Here is a 16,513-nt window from a genome sequence, read left to right as displayed (position 1 = left end):
GCCGGAGAAAGTCGTCGACGCGCTAACTGGCTCAATGCGATATTCTATCCCTTCCGCTCCCGGAACCGGATCCCGGCCCCACCGCCGTTTTCGGGGATGAACTCCAGGTCGGAGGTCATGGACGGAGATCCGCTGCCGCTACGACGATGCCAGCCGCGATGGCTGCAAAGGCGCAATCCGCGAACGCGTATTCCAAGTCGGCCGCTTCCAGTAGGTTCAGCGCCGTGACGAGCACAACAGCCACGCCGATCGCCACGAGGCGGCTCCAGACCTGGTTCATCTGGCATTCTCGGCGCCCGTCTCTCGGATGCCGAGCCATTTGAGAGCGGCCGGTCGCGACTCGAAAGTGTGCCATTGGGATGTAAACAGTGCCGGCCTCTGGGCCGCCGGTATCTCGTCGAGCAACTCAATCTGCCACACGTTGCTCAGCCCCTCGCGCTCAACGACGCGCGCTAGGGCTGCAATAAGGCAGCCATCAAGCAGCACGTCGTAGCTGCCTGGGGCGAGCTGCTCGACGGTGTAGGTCACGAAGGATCCTTCCGGCGCAGCTTTACGCCTGGCTCGCCGCCGTTGGTGAACTCGACGCTGGCGATCAAGGCACTAGCCCCGCGAGCCCGCAGACCGCCAGGGCCGAGACGATGACGGTAAACCCCGCCAGCGAGACGGTGCCGCCGATCCGGGCCCAGCGCGGGCTCACGGCTTAACCTTGGGACGGACGCCTGCTGCGTGGCCGTTCTCGGGCGTGAATTCCAAGCCAGCCCCCTCAAGCGCCCGACGGATCTCCGTGAGCTTGTCCGTCATCGTGTTTGGAACCCCGTCGCTCTTCTCCATGCGCTTGATCGTGGTCGCGGAGACGCCGGACGCCTCTTCCAGCTTCGCGACCGACCAATTCAGGTAGCCGCGCGCCATCCGTATCTGCGCACCCGTAAGCATCTGGCCCTCTGATGCCTAAATTAGGCCACCGAGCGCCCAAAATGGGTTGACATCGGCAGCGAATAGTCCATTTTAGGTCAAGCGCTGCCGAAAAGGAAGCGCTACCCGCCTGGAATGGTCGCCATGTCCCACCGCACCGTCTCCTGGACCCGCCTCTCCCGCTCGCTGCACGACAGCAAGCCGGTAATCCCCGCCGGCCTGCTCAGCGCCCGCGCCCTGATCCAGTTCGGCGCGCGCACCCGCCCCCTCGCCACCGCCGGCCAATACGACCGCGCCGCGATCATGGCCGCCGCCTGCAAGGCTGCCCCCGGCATCATGGAGCGCTGCGGTGTCTCCCGCCGCGAGGCGATGTCCTCCGCCCTCAAGGCCGCCTGGCAGGTCGCCAAGGCCGCCCGCCGCGCCGCCGCTCACTGACCCCGTAGTCGCGTCGGCCTGACCGGCGCTCGCACCCCTCCACCATCGACCCACCGCCACGAGCCCTCACCGGAGCCCGAACGATGACGCACGTCCGCATCCCAGATTTCAGCCAGCCCGCCCCGGTCCGGCGCGCCACCGCGGCGCACGTCCCCGCCCGCCGTCAGCTCCCCGTCGATCGCAGCTACCGCAACCTGCCGGACGAGCAGCAGCCCGGCACGATCGAGCCGTGGGAAGCCGTGACGCCTGTCCGCCCCGACACGTCGCACAGCCGGTCCCTGCGCTTCCTCGATGTCGGTGCCGAGCTGCTGGCCGCCTTCGCGATCATCGGTGGCGGCATGGTCCTGACCGGCCTCGCCACCCTGCTCTGACCCGACTCGCACCCCGAGCGGGCCGGTCGCCCGCGCCACTCTCCTCGAGGATCCCGCGATGTCCTTCCGTGCCTCTCTAAAGAACCTGATCCGCCGTAGCCCCGTCACCGCCCTGCATAAGCGTTCGGCCGAGCTGCACGGCAGCCTAACCGGCCAGACCCGCCGGACCGTCGTCGCCAGCACGGTGGCCGCCTCCGTCTCGCTACCGGCGCTCGCCGCCACCGCGGCATCGGCCGCCTCATCCGACCTCGCCCGCGCATGTGATGCTGCTGTGGCTCATCTGGCTTGGATCAACGACACCGCAGCCCCGGACGACCACTGGCCGGACGACCGGTTAGAGGCTGAGCTAAGCAAGATCGACGACGTGCTGTGGCGGGTCGCCGACGAGCCCGCGGTCGGCCTCGACGACCTCGCGGCCAAAGCCCGCATCCTCATCGCCAGCGACGGCGAGGTGCTAAGCTTAAGCGACACTGCCGACGACCGCGCGATGGTGACGGTCCTACGCGAAGTCGCCGCGCTCATTCCCGGCCGCGCCTTACCGCCCGCACCGATGCCTGTGCGCCCCTCCGAGCGCGCCGAGCACCGCGCCCGCCTGCTGGCCGCCTATGCCGAGGACTGAGCCCGGCGCCCGATCAGCAATACCGCGGGGTTCGGCACCGTCGAGGAGCGCGCCGCGGATCTTGTTGGGCAACGCCTCTGGCTCACAGCCCGGGAAGTTCTCGCCCTGTCGCCACCCGCCACCACTGAGGGTCTCGCCCTCGCGGCGCTGGCCGCTGCGATCCTGGCAGAGGCCGAATACACCAACGATGACCCGGCCATCACCGCCGCGGTCGGGCTGACGCGTGCCGTTCTAGCGCTCACCGGCACCCCTCTTCCCGATGGCTTCGTGGGCTTCGGCGACGAGCCGGACCACGAGGACCGGGACGAAGCCTTCTACACCGGTGCCGGCTCCCTCCCGACATGGGCCATCGCCCAAGCCAAGGCCGAACACGCCGCCTGACGCCGCCACCGCGCGGCGCCACCCTGCCGCGCCTCCTGTCATCCTGTGATCCCCGGAGGCCGCCCGTGCCCTCTCTCAAGCTGTCCAGCCTGTTCCGCCGAGACTCGTCCCGTCAGGCCCTCAAGGAACGCGCCGCCGCCACGGCGAGCCGCACTGCCGCGTTCAAGCCGGTCGCTCCCGACGCGGCCCCCGCCCAGTCCGCGCCACTCGCCCAGGCATGCGACCAAGCCGCGATCGACTGGAACGCCATCCCGTCGTTGAGCCGGGCCAATGACTGGGGCGACGAACAGCTCGACGTTGCGCTGGACGACTACAACGCTGTGTTTCTGCAGGCGATCAACGAGCCCTCCCGAAGCATGGCGGACGTGCGGGCGAAGGCGCGCCTCGTGCTTCACGATATCATGGCGCATACCATCGGGGACGCGGCAGAAGACGAAGTCAAGCTGACCGTCGATAGGCGGCTGACGCGCGTGATCCTGCGCGAGATCGCCAATCTGTCCAGCAGCACGGCTCTGACGCCTCCGGCCGATCCGACCGACTGGCACAGCCCACCGCCGGGGTTCATGGCCTACCCGGCGGATGACCCGCAGTGCTTCGTCATCGTCCGGGAGGGCTTACGCCTGGAGCTGGAACGCCTGCACCGGATCGCGCTGGCCGAGTACGCCCGCAAGGTCGGGCCAGACGCCACGGAAGCGAAGCGCAACCGCGTCCGCCGCGAGCTGCGCCTTGCTGTGTTCGAGTCCGCTTCCCCGAACGGCGATGCCGAGATCGCCAAGGCGTGGGGCGGCTGACCGGCCCCTCTCCCCCTTCCTGTCGCCGTGCGTACCGCCCCGGTCGGATCCCGCCGGGCTTCCCCCTCATCGTGACCCGAGACCATCACCATGGGCGACGTGCTCACCTTCACCCCGCGTCCGAAACCGGCCGCTCCAGATTTGGAGCCGCTCACCGGACCAACACTCCGCGCCAGCCTAGAGGAGGCTGCCCAGATCGCCCTCGACGCGGCGGACCGCATCATCGCCGTGCTCGACCACATGGACGGCGACACCGACCTTGAGGATGGCGGGGACGCTGAGCCGTTCCTGGCCGCACCTGAGAACGCCACCAGCTCACAGGTGGTCTACATGCGCAGGAACGACCAGGACCGAGAGGCCGAGGCGCCTGAGACTGCGTTGTCGGAGGTGGCGGCCAAGCTGCTGCCCGAGGCGACGATCCTGCCCTGGCGCGGGCGGGGGAACGTCATCGCAGCGGCCGGGACGCTGCTCCTCGACCTGCTGGAGCGAGCGTGATGCCGAGGTCTGCTTAGGGTGGAAAGCCGATCCCAGCGCACGAGCCTTTTGACGTCCGCAAGCGCTTCGTAGCCGGACGCTAGAGGGCTCATTGTCTGCACGCCGTCTCCGGGACGGCGAGGTCGAGTACTTGGTGCAAGCTCTGCGCAAGTTGGACTAGATTGAACGAAGGATCACGCCGGGGATGTCGAGATGCGCGACCGTCGGGTCATCACCTTGCGCAGCACGCGCGAGAGCTCCTCGACCGCATAGGGCTTGTGCAACAGCTCGAAGCCGTGCCGGCCGTCCTCAGCTAGGACGTAGCTGTAGCCGCTGGTCAACACCACCGGTAGGCCCGGGTACAGTCGGCGGATCTGGCGTGCCATCTCGACGCCGTTCATGCCTGGCATGACCACGTCCGAGAACACCACCTCGAATTCGCCCCGCCGCTCGGACAAGATCAACAGCGCTTCGTCGGCGCGCGCCGCCCAGGTCGTGACGTAGCCGAGGTCCTGCAGCAGCTGCGTCGAGAACGCACCCACCTCGGCGTTGTCCTCGACCACCAAGATGCGCTGTCCGCGCCCATTATCGCGTTGGACGCCGCGCGCCGGCAGCGCCTCCGGTTCGACCACGCTGATCGTGTTCTGCGCGTGCGGCAGGTAAATCGTGAAGGTGGTGCCCCGTCCGGTCGCGCTCTCGACCCCGACGTTGCCGCCGGACTGCTTGGCAAAGCCGAACACCTGGGACAGGCCGAGGCCGGTACCTTTACCCACCTCCTTGGTGGTGAAAAACGGCTCGAAGATCCGCTCCACCAACTCCGGGGCGATACCGCAGCCGGTGTCGCTCACCGACACCGCCACGTAGGTACCCGGATCGGCCCGATGTGATCGGATCGCCGGCATCCCGGCTCCACACTGGATGCGCAACGACAGCGTGCCCTCGCCGTCCATCGCGTCGCGGGCGTTGACCGCGAGGTTGACTAGGGCGGTCTCGAACTGGCTCACGTCCGCTTCGATGCAGCATGGCTCTGGGTGAAGGTCGCGCTCGATGCGCACGCGGGCACCGACGATCGTGCCGAGCATGTCGGTCACGTGCCGCACTCGCTCGTTGACGTCGAACACCTCCGGTTTGAGTGACTGCCGCCGGGCAAAGGCCAGGAGCTGCCCGGTGAGTTTGGCGGCGCGATCGACCGTGTCGGTTATGGCGTCGACGTAGCGGCGGCGGCGCTCTTCCGCGAGGTCGGGCCGGCGCAGTAGATCGGTCGACGAGCGGATGATCGTCAAGAGGTTGTTGAAGTCATGGGCGATGCCGCCTGTGAGCTGGCCGATCGCCTCCATCTTCTGCGCCTGACGCAGCGCTTCCTCGACCCGCTCGCGCTGCTCGCCCTGCGCCTTCAACTGAGCGTTGGCCTCGGCCAGTTCATGTAAATGCTGCCGCTGCTCGCTCAGGTCGGTGAACACGCCGCACAGCAGGGCAACGCCATCGCCGCGGCGCAGTCGGCTGAACGAGACATTGGTCGGCAGGTACGCCCCGGCAGTCGTGTGCAGGCAGAGCTCGCCCCGCGCGCTGCCACTGTCGTCAGCCTCGACGAGCAGCTGCGTCAAAGTCGGATGCTCACGTGGGTCGACGAAGTCGTGCAGCGGCTGCCCGACCAGCTGATCCGGGGGAACGCCGAGCATCGCCGCGACCCCCGGGTTGCAGTACAGCAGCGCCCCATCCGTACTGAGGGTGAATGCGCCCTCCTGGATCTGCTCGATCAGCACGCGGTAGGGTCGATCGGCATTCTCCAGCGTGTAGACCAGCCGCTCCTGGTTCGGTCCCTCAACGACGATCGCGTCGAAGTCGCCGCGCCGGATCGCCGCGAGCGTGTCGTCCTTCTCTTCGAGTTGCGCCTCAAGCTCGCGGATGCGGGCGTCGCGCGGATCGAGCGGGACCTCAGAGGCCGGGCTCATCATCGTCTCCGGGAGGTGGGAAGATGCCGAGACCGCGCAGCACGCGTCCCTCGTCCGAGAGATCGCCGATGATCCGGCGTACCGGGAGGGGCGTCAGTTTCAGCAGGGTCGGCGCGGCTACGACCTGATCGGCCTCAGCCAGTTCCGGCTGCTGGTAGATGTCGATGATCGCCAGCCTGAAGCGACCAGCGAGATGGTTGCGGCAGATCCGGCGCAGGTTCTCGATCGTGCGCTGCGAGCGCGGGCTCGTGCCGGCGATGAACAGACGCAGCTGGTACTCGGCCGGGTTTGGCGCGTCTGCCCCGTCATGGCTCAAGATGTGGCAGTCGTGGCGGGACCACGCGGGCGGATGTCGAGCCCGACCAACACTTTCTCGGTGTTGGACAGGTCGCCGATGATCCGCTTCAGCGGTGCTGGCAACCGGCGCACCAGCGTCGGGATCGCCAGGATCTGATCACCGGCGGCGAGCTGCGGGTTCTTGAGGAGATCGATCACCTCGATCTCGTACCGACCGGCGAGGTGCTGCTCACAGACCCGCTTGAGGTTGGCCAGCGCGGCCATCGACTTCTGTGTCTGTCCGGCGACGTACAGGCGCAGGTGATACTGTCTGGGATCGAGGTCGGCCTCGGAGACTGGATCGCCGGAGGGTGAGGTGATCTCGGTCATTCTGCGGCGCTCCGCCGGCGCCCGATCTCGACGCGCTCGGCCGTCAGCAGCGTCTCGCGCCGGGCGTCCTCGTCGACGAGCAGCGCCTCCTCATCCTCGGCCGTCTCCAGGCTGGCACGCAACTCGGCGATCTGGCGCTCGATCAACTGCCGCCGCCGTAGCACCTCGCGCTTGCGGCGTTCATTCTCGTGCCGGCGCCGCAGCGCGTCGGCTTCTTCCAGGGCTTCCTGTACGACCCGCGCGGTGCCGGTGAGCACGCCGGCTGGGCCGATGTAGGCGTCGACGAGCTTGAGCCCGACGGCCGACATCTGGAACTCGCGCACCTGGTTCGAGTGGCTCATGCCCCGGGCTTTGATCACGTAGAGCGTGCGCGAGCGCTCACCGTTGGCCTCGACCTCCTGGAGCTTGATCCACACGTCCATCAGCGAGGACAGGCCGAGATCGCCAGCTTGACCGAAGGCGCCGTCGGTGCGCAGGCTGGTGAACACCGCGGTGATGCCCCTGCTCTTAAGCATGTCGACCATGCGCAGCAGCGTCGCTTGCAGTTCGACCTCCGGGCCGCGCAGAGCCGAGATCGGATCGATCACCACGAGCTGTGGCTGGAACTGCTCGATGTCCCGGTGCATCCGGGCGAGATGCATCTCCAGCCCGTACAAGCTCGGGCGCGCCGCCTCGAACCGCAACAGGCCGGTCGCGACGTGGCGTTGAAGATTGAGCCCGACTGAGCGGGCGTTGCGGCAGATCTGTTCGCCGCTCTCCTCAAACACAAACGAGAGGCAGCGTTCGCCGCGCCCGCAGGCTGCGTCGACGAGGTGGGCGCCGAGCGTGGTCTTGCCGGTGCCGGCCGAGCCGGAGAGCAGTATGCTGGAGCCGCGGAACACGCCCCCGGGGCCGAACATCGCGTCGAGGCTGTCGATGCCGGTCGAGATCACCTGATCGGAGATGTCGTAGCTCAGGTCGGCCGCGGTCACCGGCAGGACGCTGATACCCTGCTCGTCGATCAGGAACGGGTACTCGTTGGTGCCATGAGCGGAGCCACGGTACTTGACGATACGCAGGCGGCGGGTGGTGATCTGGTCCTCGACCCGATTGTCGAGCAGCACCACACAGTCCGAGACGTACTCCTCCAAACCCTGGCGCGTGAGCTGGCCTTCGCCGCGCTCGCCGGTGATGATCGCGGTGAGGCCGCGATCCTTGATCCAGCCGAACAGCCGACGCAGCTCGGAGCGCAGCACTGCAGCGTCGCTCAGGCCGGCGAACAAGGTCTCGATCGTGTCGAGTACCACGCGCTTGGCGCCGACGCTGTCCACCGCGAAGCCCAAACGGATGAACAGGCCTTCGAGATCGTACTCGCCGGTCTCCTCGATCTCGCTACGCTCGACGCGGACGTGGTCGACGGCGAGCTTGCCGGCGGAGATCAGACCATCGAGATCGTAGCCCAGGGACGCAACGTTGGCCGCGAGGTCCTCGGCGCGCTCCTCGAAGCTCATGAACACGCCAGGCTCATTGAACCGGGTCGCGCCGTTGACCAAAAAGGTGGTGGCAAACAGGGTCTTGCCGCAGCCTGCAGCGCCACAGACGAGGGATGGACGTCCAGCTGGGAGGCCGCCGTAGGTGACATCGTCAAAGCCGTCGATGCCGGTCGGCGCCTTCGGCAGAGTGGCGCGCGGCGTGGGATCAGTCTGCACGGGTCGATCCTCGGGTCGGCGCCTGTGCTGAGATGCAATCAGCTGCGACGGATGCTGAAGCCGCGATACGCTCGCGCAACAGAGTTTCGATCAGGTTGGTTAGGGTACGGTTGTCCTGGCGAGCGCACAGCTTCGCGGCGGCGAGGACCTCTCCGTCGATCCGAATGGCGAGCGGTTTCCTCAAGCGGCGATGTCCTTCGTACCCGAGCGGGCTACGGGACTGTCTTGCTGATAGCAATACACGATACTGTCAAGCTCGTGATATTGGCGCCTGATCACAGGTGTTCGCCGTCTTCGCGTTGCCGCGACGGTCCTGCTGAGATCGAGTGCGCCCCTCTGATCATCGACGAAGATTGGCTGATGGCGACGCGCCCTCGGGGATGCGCCACCGTAGAACATCAGCTGTTGCTAGAAATCAGATCTATGGATGGATCTGGCCTGACGTCCGGAAGGGTCGTAGCCGGCCCCAGGGGTTCGGGATTAAAGGCGTTCATGCGTCGGTCGGGGCATCAGCTAAGAGATCGTCGCGGTGCGCACGGATCAGAGTGAGGCTCGTCATGTAGGAAGCGAGCAGTAGTTCTTCCTCGGCTGTAACCTGTCCATGCTCGGACAAGTGGGCCACCAGAATGCACTGACGGTGGAAGCGCCTATCGCAGGCAACGATCTCTTGGTTGATGGCGACGAGCGCCTCAATCCATGACACCGGCACGATTGCCCTCCTTTTTTGGTTTCCTCACCTAAGGGATCGCCCGTGTTTGAGGGATGGCTACGACGGTCGCAGGCGGCTTTTCGCAGGGCTCTCAGGACGGCCATGGCCTCCCGTCCGCCAGCCCTACGCTACGTTCGTCGGCGGCTGGAAGCCGAAGAGTAAGAGGCGATCAACCAGATGCGGGCAGCAGTTGCCCTAACCCAGCCCCACCGCACTTCTTCAGGCCATGGCAGAGGGCTAGGTTGAAGGTCGTGGGAGGTCGTTTAGCGACCCTGGTTCCCGTCGCGCATCTCGCCGGTGGGCTCCTGCACGTGGGCCTCGATGAACCACAGCTGCTTGTCGACCGCCCGCGAGACTTCGGTGAATAGGTCGGCCGTGTCAGGGTCGCCCGCCTCGTCGGTCTGGTCGATGTTCTCCCGCACCGCGTTGGCGTAGGCGGCGTAGCTGTCGATCAGCGCGGCAAGCTGGTCGGCAATCGCGTAGACGCCCGTCGGGTACGGCGGCAGCTTCGTGCCTTTCACTACGACCTGCGTCGAGCCGAGCGCTGTGGCTCCAAGCTGCACGGCGCGCTCAGCGACCTTGTCGTTCAGGTCGTCGAGTTCGGTACGGAAACCGTCGAGCATCAGATGAATGCCGATGAACGAGGGGCCCTTGAGGTTCCAGTGGGCCTGCTTGACCGCCAGCGCGAGGTCGATGCCATCGGCTAATCGGGCGTTGAGCGCTTCGATCGAGACCTTCTTGGCGTTCAAGTCGGTGTCGTTGCGGGTCTGGTGAGGCCGCGGGGTGCCGTTGGTCGCCATGCTATCGCTCCGATTGAGTCGGGTGCGAAAGCAGGTCGAGCCGCCTCTGGTTCCTGCTGTCTGATCGCCCCAACGTTGACTTAACCGTGCCGCCCGGCCGACATGCCATGTCCGGCTGGCGCGCGCCTCGCGCGAGTCGCCGGCACCATCAGGAGACACCGCCGCCGCAAGTCGACCCCTGAAAAGCCAACGGCCCCCCAGTCGCCAAACTGGAGGGCCGTCGAAATCAAAGGGCCTGTGAGGCCTGCTGCAATTCCTCACAAGCCATGAGACGCCCCTGGGCGTCAAGCGGGAACGCCAATTCCCGCGACGATGAGGCTTGACCTTGTGGACCGGACGCCCCTGTGGCGGCCCGGAACGACCTGTTGCGGCCCTTTCACGGGGCCGAGGACCATGTTTGCCAACGAGTTGAGGCGCGCCATCGAGGCCGCGAGCCGAATCACCCTGCCGCAAGTGACGGCACTGCTGTGGCGCTCCTATGGGGAGGGGAAGGTCACGGAGGCCGAGGCCGAAGCTCTGTCCGGGCTGATCGAAACGCGAACGCTGTCCAAAAATGGACCGCGATCCGGACAGAGCCCGAACTCAGGGGGAACAGCCAGGCATTCGATCGGCCTGCCCGCGCAAAAATGCGTGGGAAGCCCCAGGAGGCCCGGCGTCGGCTCCCGGCCACGCACGGGCGCCTCGATGGAGCGTCGCCGCCGCTGGGCCGCCTCTGGCCGCCTGCCGCCCGGTCTCGCAGCCCGGTTCACTCTGGCCGAGGCCGCTGTGCTGGCTTTGGTGGCGGCCGAGACCGCCCGGCGTGGCGACTGCCGGCTGGCGATCGACAACCTAGCGGCCGTGACCGGCGTGTCTCGCACGACCGTGAAGAACGCGATCCGCGAGGCTGTGCGGCTCGGGTTCGTGACCGTCGAGGAGCGGCAGGTCACTGGCTGGCGCAATGACACGAACATCGTGCGCATCGTGAGCCGCGAGTGGCTGGCTTGGCTGCGGCTGGCGCGGAAAGGCGATCCTCTCTCGAACCGGAGAGAGCAGGCAGCACCCTCCCTCTCGCAAGGGGGAGGGGTCAAAAGCGCGACCACCACGTCTACTCAGGTTCTGGATCTGGGAGAATCGAGGAAAACGGAGCCGAAGAAGAGCTGCCGACGAGCGGCGGGCAACCTCGACCGATCAGACCGAGCGAGAATCCGCGCGGTTGGTCGCACTGGCCGAGCTATGCCGTGAAGACATGTACCTGGCCGTTCTATCGAACGATCTGAACAGGGCGCTCCAACTTGGCTTCTCGAACGACCATAGAACCGACCGAAGCCGAGGGCGCAGACGAGGCCGCATCCCGTGCGCTTGACGTCATCCTCTCGGAGCCAATCCGACGGCACCTCGGCAGTTTGATAGCGGCAGTCTATGGGCTTGAGGATCAGACCGACGCCGAAGCGAGCGCTGTCGAGCGCTTCGCGGATCTCCTGGCCAAGCTCGATGCAGATGTCGGTGCTGCCCATACTCGCAACGACACTGAGTTCCAGCAACTACTCCTCGCCACAGCGGCATCGCTCAGGCGTTTCGCCTTATCGCTCTGCCGGGACAGATCTGCAGCCGAGGATCTCGTCCAGGAAACCCTCCTCCGGGCCTGGAAAAACAGGCACCGCTTCCTTCCAGGAACGAACCTTGAGGCGTGGACCTTCACGATCCTCCGCAACTTCTACTACACCGGACAGCGCAAGCATCGTGAGGTTCAGGACGACGATGGGAGCTACGCGGCCCGCATGGTCACCTTGCCTGAGCAATCCAGCCGCCTCGACCTACAGGATGTCAGCGCAGCTCTCGACCGTCTCAATCCAGTGATGCGGGAAGCCCTGATCCTCATCGCAGTGGAAAACATGAGCTACGACGAAGCGGCCGCGGTCATGGGTTGCCAAGTCGGGACCGTGAAGAGCCGTATCTGGAGGGCCCGGGACCAGCTTGCGCGGATACTCGGCTACAACGGTGCCGAGATCGGTACTGACGCCGTGATGCTCTCAGCAAACGCAGGGTAGGGCATGCGCGCATCATCTTCCGTGCTGTCTGTCGTCAACAGGACGGCGTCGTTGGTCCGACACTCGCCGAGCGCACGATAACTGCAGCCGATGACGATGCGGCGGTCGCCATCGCACGCGATCTCGATTTGGATTTCCAAGCCCTCGGCGCGAACGCTGTCTACCTCCGCCCCAGATGGCCGAGCGATTTGGAGCTTGCACGCGCCAAACCCGTGCTCAAACAGCTGAACAATGGTCGAAATTGCGCCGCTGCATCGCTGGTTTGAACCCGCAGCCGATATGCCCGGTTGAGGCTGCATGTCAGAGCCGAGCCGAAACATGGATCATCATTGCGACTGTCTTCAGCGCAGGCTCGCCCTCAACATCCTGCTCGACGAACAGGTCATTGCCGCGCTTGCGAGAGCGACCGCCGCTCTGCGTGAGAAGGATGACCCTGCCGTGCTTGACCTTGAGCGTGTGATCCGCACACACCGGATCGGCATCTTGAAGCAGCGGGCCGTCTTGGGGGCTGCCGGGATCGACGTGTGATGGAACAGCGCCGCCTCTACGTCGTCCGGGGCGCTGCGAAGAATGGCATCATTACCTACAAGTGCCCGACGGCGGAGTGGGCGCTACGCAAGCTCCGTGACTTCAAGGCAGCCGGGCGACAGGACATCACGATCACCGATCCGGATGGTGTCTCGCTGACGGAAGCCGACCTGATCGGCATCGTGGGAGGCTCGGACGGAGCACCGGCTAATGCCTCGGCGATGGCGGTTCCTCAGACCGCGCGTTGATCGATTCAGGCATAAGGTCCGCCGAACAGGTCACCGAGTGCCTTCCGCCGGAACAGGGTGCGCCAACGCCGCCGCTGATGCTCCGGCCGGTCGTGGATCATGTGGCAGCGCTGGCAGAAGGCCGCGAGGTTGGCGTCGGCGTTGTTCGCGGTGTCGTGGTTCCGATGGACGGCGGCCAGGACCACCCGGGTTCGGCGGGCACGGCCGAGGATGTCAGCCTCCGCAGCTATCCGGATCCGCCTGCCCCAGCCGTCGCGCCAGCGGCTAGCGTCCGCGTCCCACCAGCGCCCATCGCCGAGGTGGTAGACCATCCGACCATGCGGCCGCCCGCAGCTCTCGCAGCGGCCCTGCGCCCGGCCGAACCGGATCACGGCCGAGAGCTGCGGCCAGTCGATGGGGTAGAAGAAGCGGTGCTCGGGCCGGATCGGCATAAGGGCCGGACTGTGCCACCATGCGTGAAAGAAGCGTAGCGGTAAGGCAAACTAAGGAGGCCCGAGATGGACGTGCGCCCCGAGTGGACTGAGGCCATCCGCACGTGGGCTGCCAGCAATGAGAACGTAGCCGAGGTCTGGCTATTCGGGAGCCGGGCAAAGGGCACGGCGCGTCCAGACAGCGACGTGGACATTGCCCTGGTACTGGTGCCCGGGACCCCTGGCGATCCGGGAACCGACTGGCCGGAGGGTAACTATCAGGCGCTCGGTGATCGGTGGGAGGCCGACCTGACGGCCGCGCTCCAGCATGCCGTGCATCTCAAGCGGTTCGCCCGACCCGGCGAGGAGGAGAGCGAGAACGCGGCCAAGGCTAGGGCCACCTCCGTCCTACTCTGGTCCCGGTAGGGCTCGGGCACGATGCCGAAGCGCCGCCCCGAGGATCCTGACGCAGTGCTCGCGCCCCGGGTGGAGGTTGTGCCCCGGCGTGGGCTGAGTCGGCAGGAGGCCGCCCGCTACGTCGGGATCAGCGCGCCCAAATTCGACGAACTGGTGAGGGAAGGCCGAATGCCTCAACCGTTCCGGATCGGCTCTCGGGTCATCTGGGACCTGCGGAAGGTAGATGATGCCTTCGACGCGCTGAGCGGCTTCCACGAGGGCACGGGGTGGAAGGATTGGGACGACCCGAAGAAGCGGATCATCCCTCTGTGAGCGGTTCCTAGGCGGCCTCGGCGAGGGCATCGGCAAGGCCGAAAGTAACGCCACTCCCGATCAGCGGCTGACCCCTGACCCCGGCACTCCCCCGTTACTCCCTATCAGCGGCTGACACGGGCACGCAAAGCACCTGTGGCCGTACTCTGAAAGATCAGGGCTTGTGCCTTGCCCTGTGCGCCCAATTCGGGCTGACGTCGTGCGCAGATAGGCTGACGTCAGCACGTGCAGTAGCTGGGTAGCCGCCCCACTGCTGATACAAGGGGCGGCTCGGGCTCAATCTCAACCGTGTGGCTTGAACACGACCTTGGTGCAGTTGTCGGTCTTGTCTCGGAACATGTCGTACAGCGCTGGGCCATCCTCCAGGTTGGTGGAGCGATGGCTGATGATGAAGGACGGGTCGATCTCGCCCTTCTGGATACGCTCCATCAGCGGCTTCATGTAGCGGACCATGTGCGTCTGGCCCGTCTTCAGGGTCAGCCCCTTGTTCATCAGAACGCCGAGCGCCACTGGCCCGACCGGCCCGGCGAAGACGCCCGGCATCGAGACATTGCCACCGGGGCGACAGGCCAGGATTGCCTGGTTCAGCGCGAACGGCCGCTCCAGGCTGACGGTGTGCTCCATGATGGCGGAAGATACCTTCTGAAGCGTGGTGTCCGCCCCATGAGACTCCATGCCGACTGCCTCGATGACCGAGTCGGGCCCGAGGCCATGGGTCATCTCCATCAGCGTGTCCTGCACGTTCTGACTGCCGAGATCGATGGTCTCGGCACCGGCCTCACGGGCGAGCGCCAACCGCTCGGGGACGCTGTCGATCGCGATGACACGCTTGGCTCCGAGCAGGTAACAGCACTTCACAGCGAGCACGCCGACCGGACCGCAGCCCCAGATTGCGACGGTATCCTCCGGGCCGATGTCGCAGTGCTCGGCAGCCTGGTAGGCCGTTGGGAAGATGTCGCTGAGGAACAGCACCTGCTCGTCGGTAAGGCCCTCGGGCACCACGATGGGGCCGACGTCGGCATAGGGCACGCGCAGGTACTCGGCCTGTCCGCCGGCGAAGCCACCGGTGATGTGCGAGAACCCGAACAGCCCAGCGAGCGGGTAGCCGTAGGTTTCCGCCTGCATCTTGCCATTCGGGTTGGTGCGCTCGCAGCAGCTCCAGTTGCCCCACTTGCACTGGCGGCACTCGCCGCAGCAAATCGTGAACGGCACGACGATGCGGTCGCCGACCTTGAGCTTCTGGTTGTCCTTCCCGACCTCGATGACCTCGCCCATGGTCTCGTGGCCGAGGACGTCACCGCATTCCATGGTGGGCATGAAGCCGCCCATCAGGTGCAGATCGGAGCCGCAGATCGCGCAGGCGGTGACCTTGATGATGACGTCGCGCCCGTGCTCGATCTTGGGGTCGGGTACCGTCTCGCAGGTGATCTTGCCTCGGCTCTGCCACGTGAGTGCTTTCATCGGACCCGTTCTCCTGCAGGTACAAACTGCAGGGATAGCCGTCTGCAACTCGGGCTGTTCCCGGTCGAAGAGCCTCTTTCTCGCTGATGTGAGGAAGCGGCACTGTGACAGGAGCACAAGATTGCCTCGACACCCACCCCGCCGCCCGCCATCCTGAGCGCATGCCCGACCACCGTGGCCAGACTTACGATCCGCAGGAGGGGCCGGCGCCTTGGGGCGAGTGGCCGCGTAGGCTGCCCCACGCCGTGGCATCATATGACCGGACGGTCTGACGAACTCCGACGGACGGTCAGGCGATCTCCTCGACGCCGATTGGAAACCGCCTACAACAGCAGAAGTTTGCTCTGTCCGGCCGCGCAACGTGGGTGCTCGTATCTGCGATGTAACTCGTCCTAGGGAAGTCACGATGATCTGGACGACGAATGCTGCAGGAGAGACGACCTACATGTGCCAGGAATGGTACGCGTTCACGGGTCAGGAAACGCCAGCGGCACTTGGGGGTGGCTGGGCCAAAGTCATCCATCCTGACGAACGCGGGATGATGGAGGATGCATTCCTGAAGGCTTGCAGCCTGCAATGCGAGTTCGTCCTGCACTACCGCCTCAGGCGGCACGATGGCGCTTACGTCTGGGTTGCTGACTCCGCTGCGCCTTCGCACCTGCCTGGCTGCGGAACGTTCATCGGCTATCTCGGCATGATCCGGAGCCTTGAACCTACCCAGAGCGGGTTCGTCGCGAGGGCCGAGCTTCAGACCTTTCGAGCTGCGTCTGCCGTCGGCGAGTTCGCGCCGATGTCGAAGCTTGACGTGCTGGCAGATCACCTCCTGATGGCGCGTGCAACTGCTCTCGGCGTGGCCGATGAACTGCTGCCGGCGATCGACAGCCTACTCTTCGACGTCGGGAGGCGTCTGGCTCGCGGATTTCAGCAGGGCGATGCGAGCGCCAACATCCACTGAGTGTATGGGTAACGTAGACAGCTCGGCTAATTTGCAACCCAAGCGGGTATGCAATCGTATACCATTCTCGGAGGTGCCCGCTTCTGGCGCTGCCTCACGTGTAGGCCCTCAGGAACGCCCTCATGGACAATGCTGCATATGAGGCCGCTCAGAGCATGCTTGAGCAGATCGCAGGCGCACTCGGCATCCCAGTCGCGACATTCTTCACGCATCCGCGCGGGCCGGTGACCGTAGCCATAAGGGCCAAGCAGGAAGAGGAGCTTCTGCGATTGTTCCGGGCGATGCACGACACTGAAATGCGCGAGCGACTTCTCGCCTACATGCGAACTGCAGCGGACAAAGCCGCCGCGTAAGCGC

At 65.9% G+C, this 16,513-nt stretch carries 24 protein-coding genes; 13 read left to right on the top strand and 11 right to left on the bottom strand.

The window, feature by feature from the left end:
- Positions 1-115 precede the first annotated feature (115 nt).
- From AC3IF3_RS28800 to AC3IF3_RS28790, 3 genes are all read right to left on the bottom strand, one after another.
- Positions 116-280, bottom strand: a complete 165-nt coding sequence (locus AC3IF3_RS28800; RefSeq protein WP_243972562.1) for a hypothetical protein — start codon at positions 278-280, stop codon at positions 116-118.
- Positions 277-528 (bottom strand): hypothetical protein, encoded by a 252-nt coding sequence (locus AC3IF3_RS28795; protein WP_489231439.1) that lies wholly within the window; start codon positions 526-528, stop codon positions 277-279. The genes AC3IF3_RS28800 and AC3IF3_RS28795 overlap by 4 nt, the downstream gene beginning before the upstream one ends.
- A gap of 165 nt (positions 529-693) precedes the next feature.
- Positions 694-933, bottom strand: coding sequence for a helix-turn-helix domain-containing protein (locus AC3IF3_RS28790; protein ID WP_489231438.1), 240 nt, complete (start codon positions 931-933; stop codon positions 694-696).
- Positions 934-1,056: 123 nt separating this feature from the next.
- Here AC3IF3_RS28790 and AC3IF3_RS28785 point away from each other — a divergent pair, with 123 nt between their 5' ends.
- The 5 genes from AC3IF3_RS28785 (at position 1,057) to AC3IF3_RS28765 (ending at position 4,004) form a co-directional block, all read left to right on the top strand.
- On the top strand, positions 1,057-1,347 hold the full coding sequence (locus AC3IF3_RS28785) for a hypothetical protein (protein WP_489231437.1): 291 nt from the start codon (positions 1,057-1,059) through the stop codon (positions 1,345-1,347).
- 83 nt (positions 1,348-1,430) lie between these two features.
- Complete coding sequence (locus AC3IF3_RS28780; RefSeq protein ID WP_489231436.1) at positions 1,431-1,718, top strand: hypothetical protein; 288 nt, start codon at positions 1,431-1,433, stop codon at positions 1,716-1,718.
- A 58-nt stretch (positions 1,719-1,776) separates the two neighbouring features.
- The gene (locus tag AC3IF3_RS28775; protein ID WP_489231435.1) at positions 1,777-2,337 is read left to right on the top strand and encodes a hypothetical protein; all 561 of its coding nucleotides are present in this window, start codon (positions 1,777-1,779) and stop codon (positions 2,335-2,337) included.
- A gap of 446 nt (positions 2,338-2,783) precedes the next feature.
- Positions 2,784-3,509: a hypothetical protein gene (locus AC3IF3_RS28770; RefSeq protein ID WP_489231434.1), complete on the top strand. Its 726-nt coding sequence runs from the start codon at positions 2,784-2,786 to the stop codon at positions 3,507-3,509.
- Positions 3,510-3,599: 90 nt separating this feature from the next.
- The gene (locus tag AC3IF3_RS28765) at positions 3,600-4,004 is read left to right on the top strand and encodes a hypothetical protein (protein ID WP_489231433.1); all 405 of its coding nucleotides are present in this window, start codon (positions 3,600-3,602) and stop codon (positions 4,002-4,004) included.
- 173 nt (positions 4,005-4,177) lie between these two features.
- Here the strand turns inward: AC3IF3_RS28765 and AC3IF3_RS28760 are convergent, their stop codons facing one another.
- The 6 genes from AC3IF3_RS28760 to dps form a co-directional block, all read right to left on the bottom strand.
- Positions 4,178-5,938, bottom strand: a complete 1,761-nt coding sequence (locus AC3IF3_RS28760) for an ATP-binding protein (protein ID WP_489220926.1) — start codon at positions 5,936-5,938, stop codon at positions 4,178-4,180.
- Complete coding sequence (locus tag AC3IF3_RS28755; RefSeq protein ID WP_489220925.1) at positions 5,919-6,251, bottom strand: circadian clock KaiB family protein; 333 nt, start codon at positions 6,249-6,251, stop codon at positions 5,919-5,921. Before AC3IF3_RS28755 ends, AC3IF3_RS28760 begins: the two co-directional genes overlap by 20 nt.
- Positions 6,248-6,601, bottom strand: coding sequence for a circadian clock KaiB family protein (locus AC3IF3_RS28750; RefSeq protein WP_489231432.1), 354 nt, complete (start codon positions 6,599-6,601; stop codon positions 6,248-6,250). Before AC3IF3_RS28750 ends, AC3IF3_RS28755 begins: the two co-directional genes overlap by 4 nt.
- Positions 6,598-8,289, bottom strand: coding sequence for a circadian clock protein KaiC (gene kaiC, locus AC3IF3_RS28745; protein WP_489231431.1), 1,692 nt, complete (start codon positions 8,287-8,289; stop codon positions 6,598-6,600). Before kaiC ends, AC3IF3_RS28750 begins: the two co-directional genes overlap by 4 nt.
- A 490-nt stretch (positions 8,290-8,779) precedes the next feature.
- Positions 8,780-8,998, bottom strand: coding sequence for a hypothetical protein (locus tag AC3IF3_RS28740; RefSeq protein WP_489220922.1), 219 nt, complete (start codon positions 8,996-8,998; stop codon positions 8,780-8,782).
- Between the two features lie 263 nt (positions 8,999-9,261).
- Positions 9,262-9,798: a DNA starvation/stationary phase protection protein Dps gene (gene dps / locus AC3IF3_RS28735; protein ID WP_489231430.1), complete on the bottom strand. Its 537-nt coding sequence runs from the start codon at positions 9,796-9,798 to the stop codon at positions 9,262-9,264.
- Positions 9,799-10,191: 393 nt separating this feature from the next.
- On the opposite strand from dps, the gene AC3IF3_RS28730 reads away from it, so the two are divergent.
- The 4 genes from AC3IF3_RS28730 to AC3IF3_RS28715 all read left to right on the top strand — a co-directional run bounded on the left by AC3IF3_RS28730 (position 10,192) and on the right by AC3IF3_RS28715 (position 12,601).
- Positions 10,192-11,019, top strand: a complete 828-nt coding sequence (locus AC3IF3_RS28730; RefSeq protein ID WP_489231429.1) for a helix-turn-helix domain-containing protein — start codon at positions 10,192-10,194, stop codon at positions 11,017-11,019.
- A 50-nt stretch (positions 11,020-11,069) separates the two neighbouring features.
- On the top strand, positions 11,070-11,825 hold the full coding sequence (locus tag AC3IF3_RS28725; protein ID WP_489231428.1) for a sigma-70 family RNA polymerase sigma factor: 756 nt from the start codon (positions 11,070-11,072) through the stop codon (positions 11,823-11,825).
- Positions 11,826-12,143: 318 nt separating this feature from the next.
- Complete coding sequence (locus AC3IF3_RS28720; protein WP_489231427.1) at positions 12,144-12,353, top strand: hypothetical protein; 210 nt, start codon at positions 12,144-12,146, stop codon at positions 12,351-12,353.
- Positions 12,353-12,601 carry a hypothetical protein gene (locus AC3IF3_RS28715; protein ID WP_489231426.1) on the top strand — a complete coding sequence of 83 codons (249 nt, stop codon included), beginning with the start codon at positions 12,353-12,355 and terminating at the stop codon, positions 12,599-12,601. Before AC3IF3_RS28720 ends, AC3IF3_RS28715 begins: the two co-directional genes overlap by 1 nt.
- 5 nt (positions 12,602-12,606) lie before the next feature.
- Here AC3IF3_RS28715 and AC3IF3_RS28710 read toward each other — a convergent pair whose 3' ends face one another.
- Complete coding sequence (locus AC3IF3_RS28710) at positions 12,607-13,032, bottom strand: hypothetical protein (RefSeq protein WP_489231425.1); 426 nt, start codon at positions 13,030-13,032, stop codon at positions 12,607-12,609.
- A 66-nt stretch (positions 13,033-13,098) separates the two neighbouring features.
- On the opposite strand from AC3IF3_RS28710, the gene AC3IF3_RS28705 reads away from it, so the two are divergent.
- Positions 13,099-13,437 carry a nucleotidyltransferase domain-containing protein gene (locus AC3IF3_RS28705; RefSeq protein WP_489231424.1) on the top strand — a complete coding sequence of 113 codons (339 nt, stop codon included), beginning with the start codon at positions 13,099-13,101 and terminating at the stop codon, positions 13,435-13,437.
- A 159-nt stretch (positions 13,438-13,596) separates the two neighbouring features.
- Positions 13,597-13,740 carry a hypothetical protein gene (locus tag AC3IF3_RS28700; protein ID WP_489231423.1) on the top strand — a complete coding sequence of 48 codons (144 nt, stop codon included), beginning with the start codon at positions 13,597-13,599 and terminating at the stop codon, positions 13,738-13,740.
- Positions 13,741-14,022: 282 nt separating this feature from the next.
- On the opposite strand, the gene AC3IF3_RS28695 is transcribed toward AC3IF3_RS28700, so the two are convergent.
- Positions 14,023-15,201, bottom strand: coding sequence for a zinc-dependent alcohol dehydrogenase (locus AC3IF3_RS28695; protein ID WP_489231422.1), 1,179 nt, complete (start codon positions 15,199-15,201; stop codon positions 14,023-14,025).
- Positions 15,202-15,607: 406 nt separating this feature from the next.
- On the opposite strand from AC3IF3_RS28695, the gene AC3IF3_RS28690 reads away from it, so the two are divergent.
- Together AC3IF3_RS28690 and AC3IF3_RS28685 are read left to right on the top strand one after the other, a co-directional pair.
- On the top strand, positions 15,608-16,156 hold the full coding sequence (locus tag AC3IF3_RS28690) for a PAS domain-containing protein (RefSeq protein ID WP_489231421.1): 549 nt from the start codon (positions 15,608-15,610) through the stop codon (positions 16,154-16,156).
- Between the two features lie 122 nt (positions 16,157-16,278).
- Positions 16,279-16,509 carry a hypothetical protein gene (locus AC3IF3_RS28685; RefSeq protein WP_489231420.1) on the top strand — a complete coding sequence of 77 codons (231 nt, stop codon included), beginning with the start codon at positions 16,279-16,281 and terminating at the stop codon, positions 16,507-16,509.
- Positions 16,510-16,513: the final 4 nt, after the last annotated feature.

It is taken from the genome of Methylobacterium sp. J-118 (assembly GCF_057836565.1).
The sequence above is the reverse complement of the archived record's forward strand: the minus strand, read 5'-3'. Positions and strand labels throughout refer to the sequence as shown.

Excerpts from the sequence above, each read along its gene's own strand:
- AC3IF3_RS28705 (WP_489231424.1), top strand. The coding sequence starts at position 13,099 with ATGGACGTGCGCCCCGAGTGGACTGAGGCCATCCGCACGTGGGCTGCC.
- AC3IF3_RS28750 (WP_489231432.1), bottom strand. The coding sequence starts at position 6,601 with ATGACCGAGATCACCTCACCCTCCGGCGATCCAGTCTCCGAGGCCGAC.
- AC3IF3_RS28715 (WP_489231426.1), top strand. The coding sequence starts at position 12,353 with ATGGAACAGCGCCGCCTCTACGTCGTCCGGGGCGCTGCGAAGAATGGC.
- AC3IF3_RS28710 (WP_489231425.1), bottom strand. The coding sequence starts at position 13,032 with ATGCCGATCCGGCCCGAGCACCGCTTCTTCTACCCCATCGACTGGCCG.
- AC3IF3_RS28800 (WP_243972562.1), bottom strand. The coding sequence starts at position 280 with ATGAACCAGGTCTGGAGCCGCCTCGTGGCGATCGGCGTGGCTGTTGTG.
- AC3IF3_RS28785 (WP_489231437.1), top strand. The coding sequence starts at position 1,057 with ATGTCCCACCGCACCGTCTCCTGGACCCGCCTCTCCCGCTCGCTGCAC.
- AC3IF3_RS28765 (WP_489231433.1), top strand. The coding sequence starts at position 3,600 with ATGGGCGACGTGCTCACCTTCACCCCGCGTCCGAAACCGGCCGCTCCA.
- AC3IF3_RS28730 (WP_489231429.1), top strand. The coding sequence starts at position 10,192 with ATGTTTGCCAACGAGTTGAGGCGCGCCATCGAGGCCGCGAGCCGAATC.
- dps (WP_489231430.1), bottom strand. The coding sequence starts at position 9,798 with ATGGCGACCAACGGCACCCCGCGGCCTCACCAGACCCGCAACGACACC.
- AC3IF3_RS28685 (WP_489231420.1), top strand. The coding sequence starts at position 16,279 with ATGGACAATGCTGCATATGAGGCCGCTCAGAGCATGCTTGAGCAGATC.
- AC3IF3_RS28775 (WP_489231435.1), top strand. The coding sequence starts at position 1,777 with ATGTCCTTCCGTGCCTCTCTAAAGAACCTGATCCGCCGTAGCCCCGTC.
- AC3IF3_RS28790 (WP_489231438.1), bottom strand. The coding sequence starts at position 933 with ATGCTTACGGGTGCGCAGATACGGATGGCGCGCGGCTACCTGAATTGG.
- AC3IF3_RS28695 (WP_489231422.1), bottom strand. The coding sequence starts at position 15,201 with ATGAAAGCACTCACGTGGCAGAGCCGAGGCAAGATCACCTGCGAGACG.
- AC3IF3_RS28760 (WP_489220926.1), bottom strand. The coding sequence starts at position 5,938 with ATGATGAGCCCGGCCTCTGAGGTCCCGCTCGATCCGCGCGACGCCCGC.
- AC3IF3_RS28720 (WP_489231427.1), top strand. The coding sequence starts at position 12,144 with ATGGATCATCATTGCGACTGTCTTCAGCGCAGGCTCGCCCTCAACATC.
- AC3IF3_RS28690 (WP_489231421.1), top strand. The coding sequence starts at position 15,608 with ATGATCTGGACGACGAATGCTGCAGGAGAGACGACCTACATGTGCCAG.
- AC3IF3_RS28700 (WP_489231423.1), top strand. The coding sequence starts at position 13,597 with ATGCCTCAACCGTTCCGGATCGGCTCTCGGGTCATCTGGGACCTGCGG.
- AC3IF3_RS28780 (WP_489231436.1), top strand. The coding sequence starts at position 1,431 with ATGACGCACGTCCGCATCCCAGATTTCAGCCAGCCCGCCCCGGTCCGG.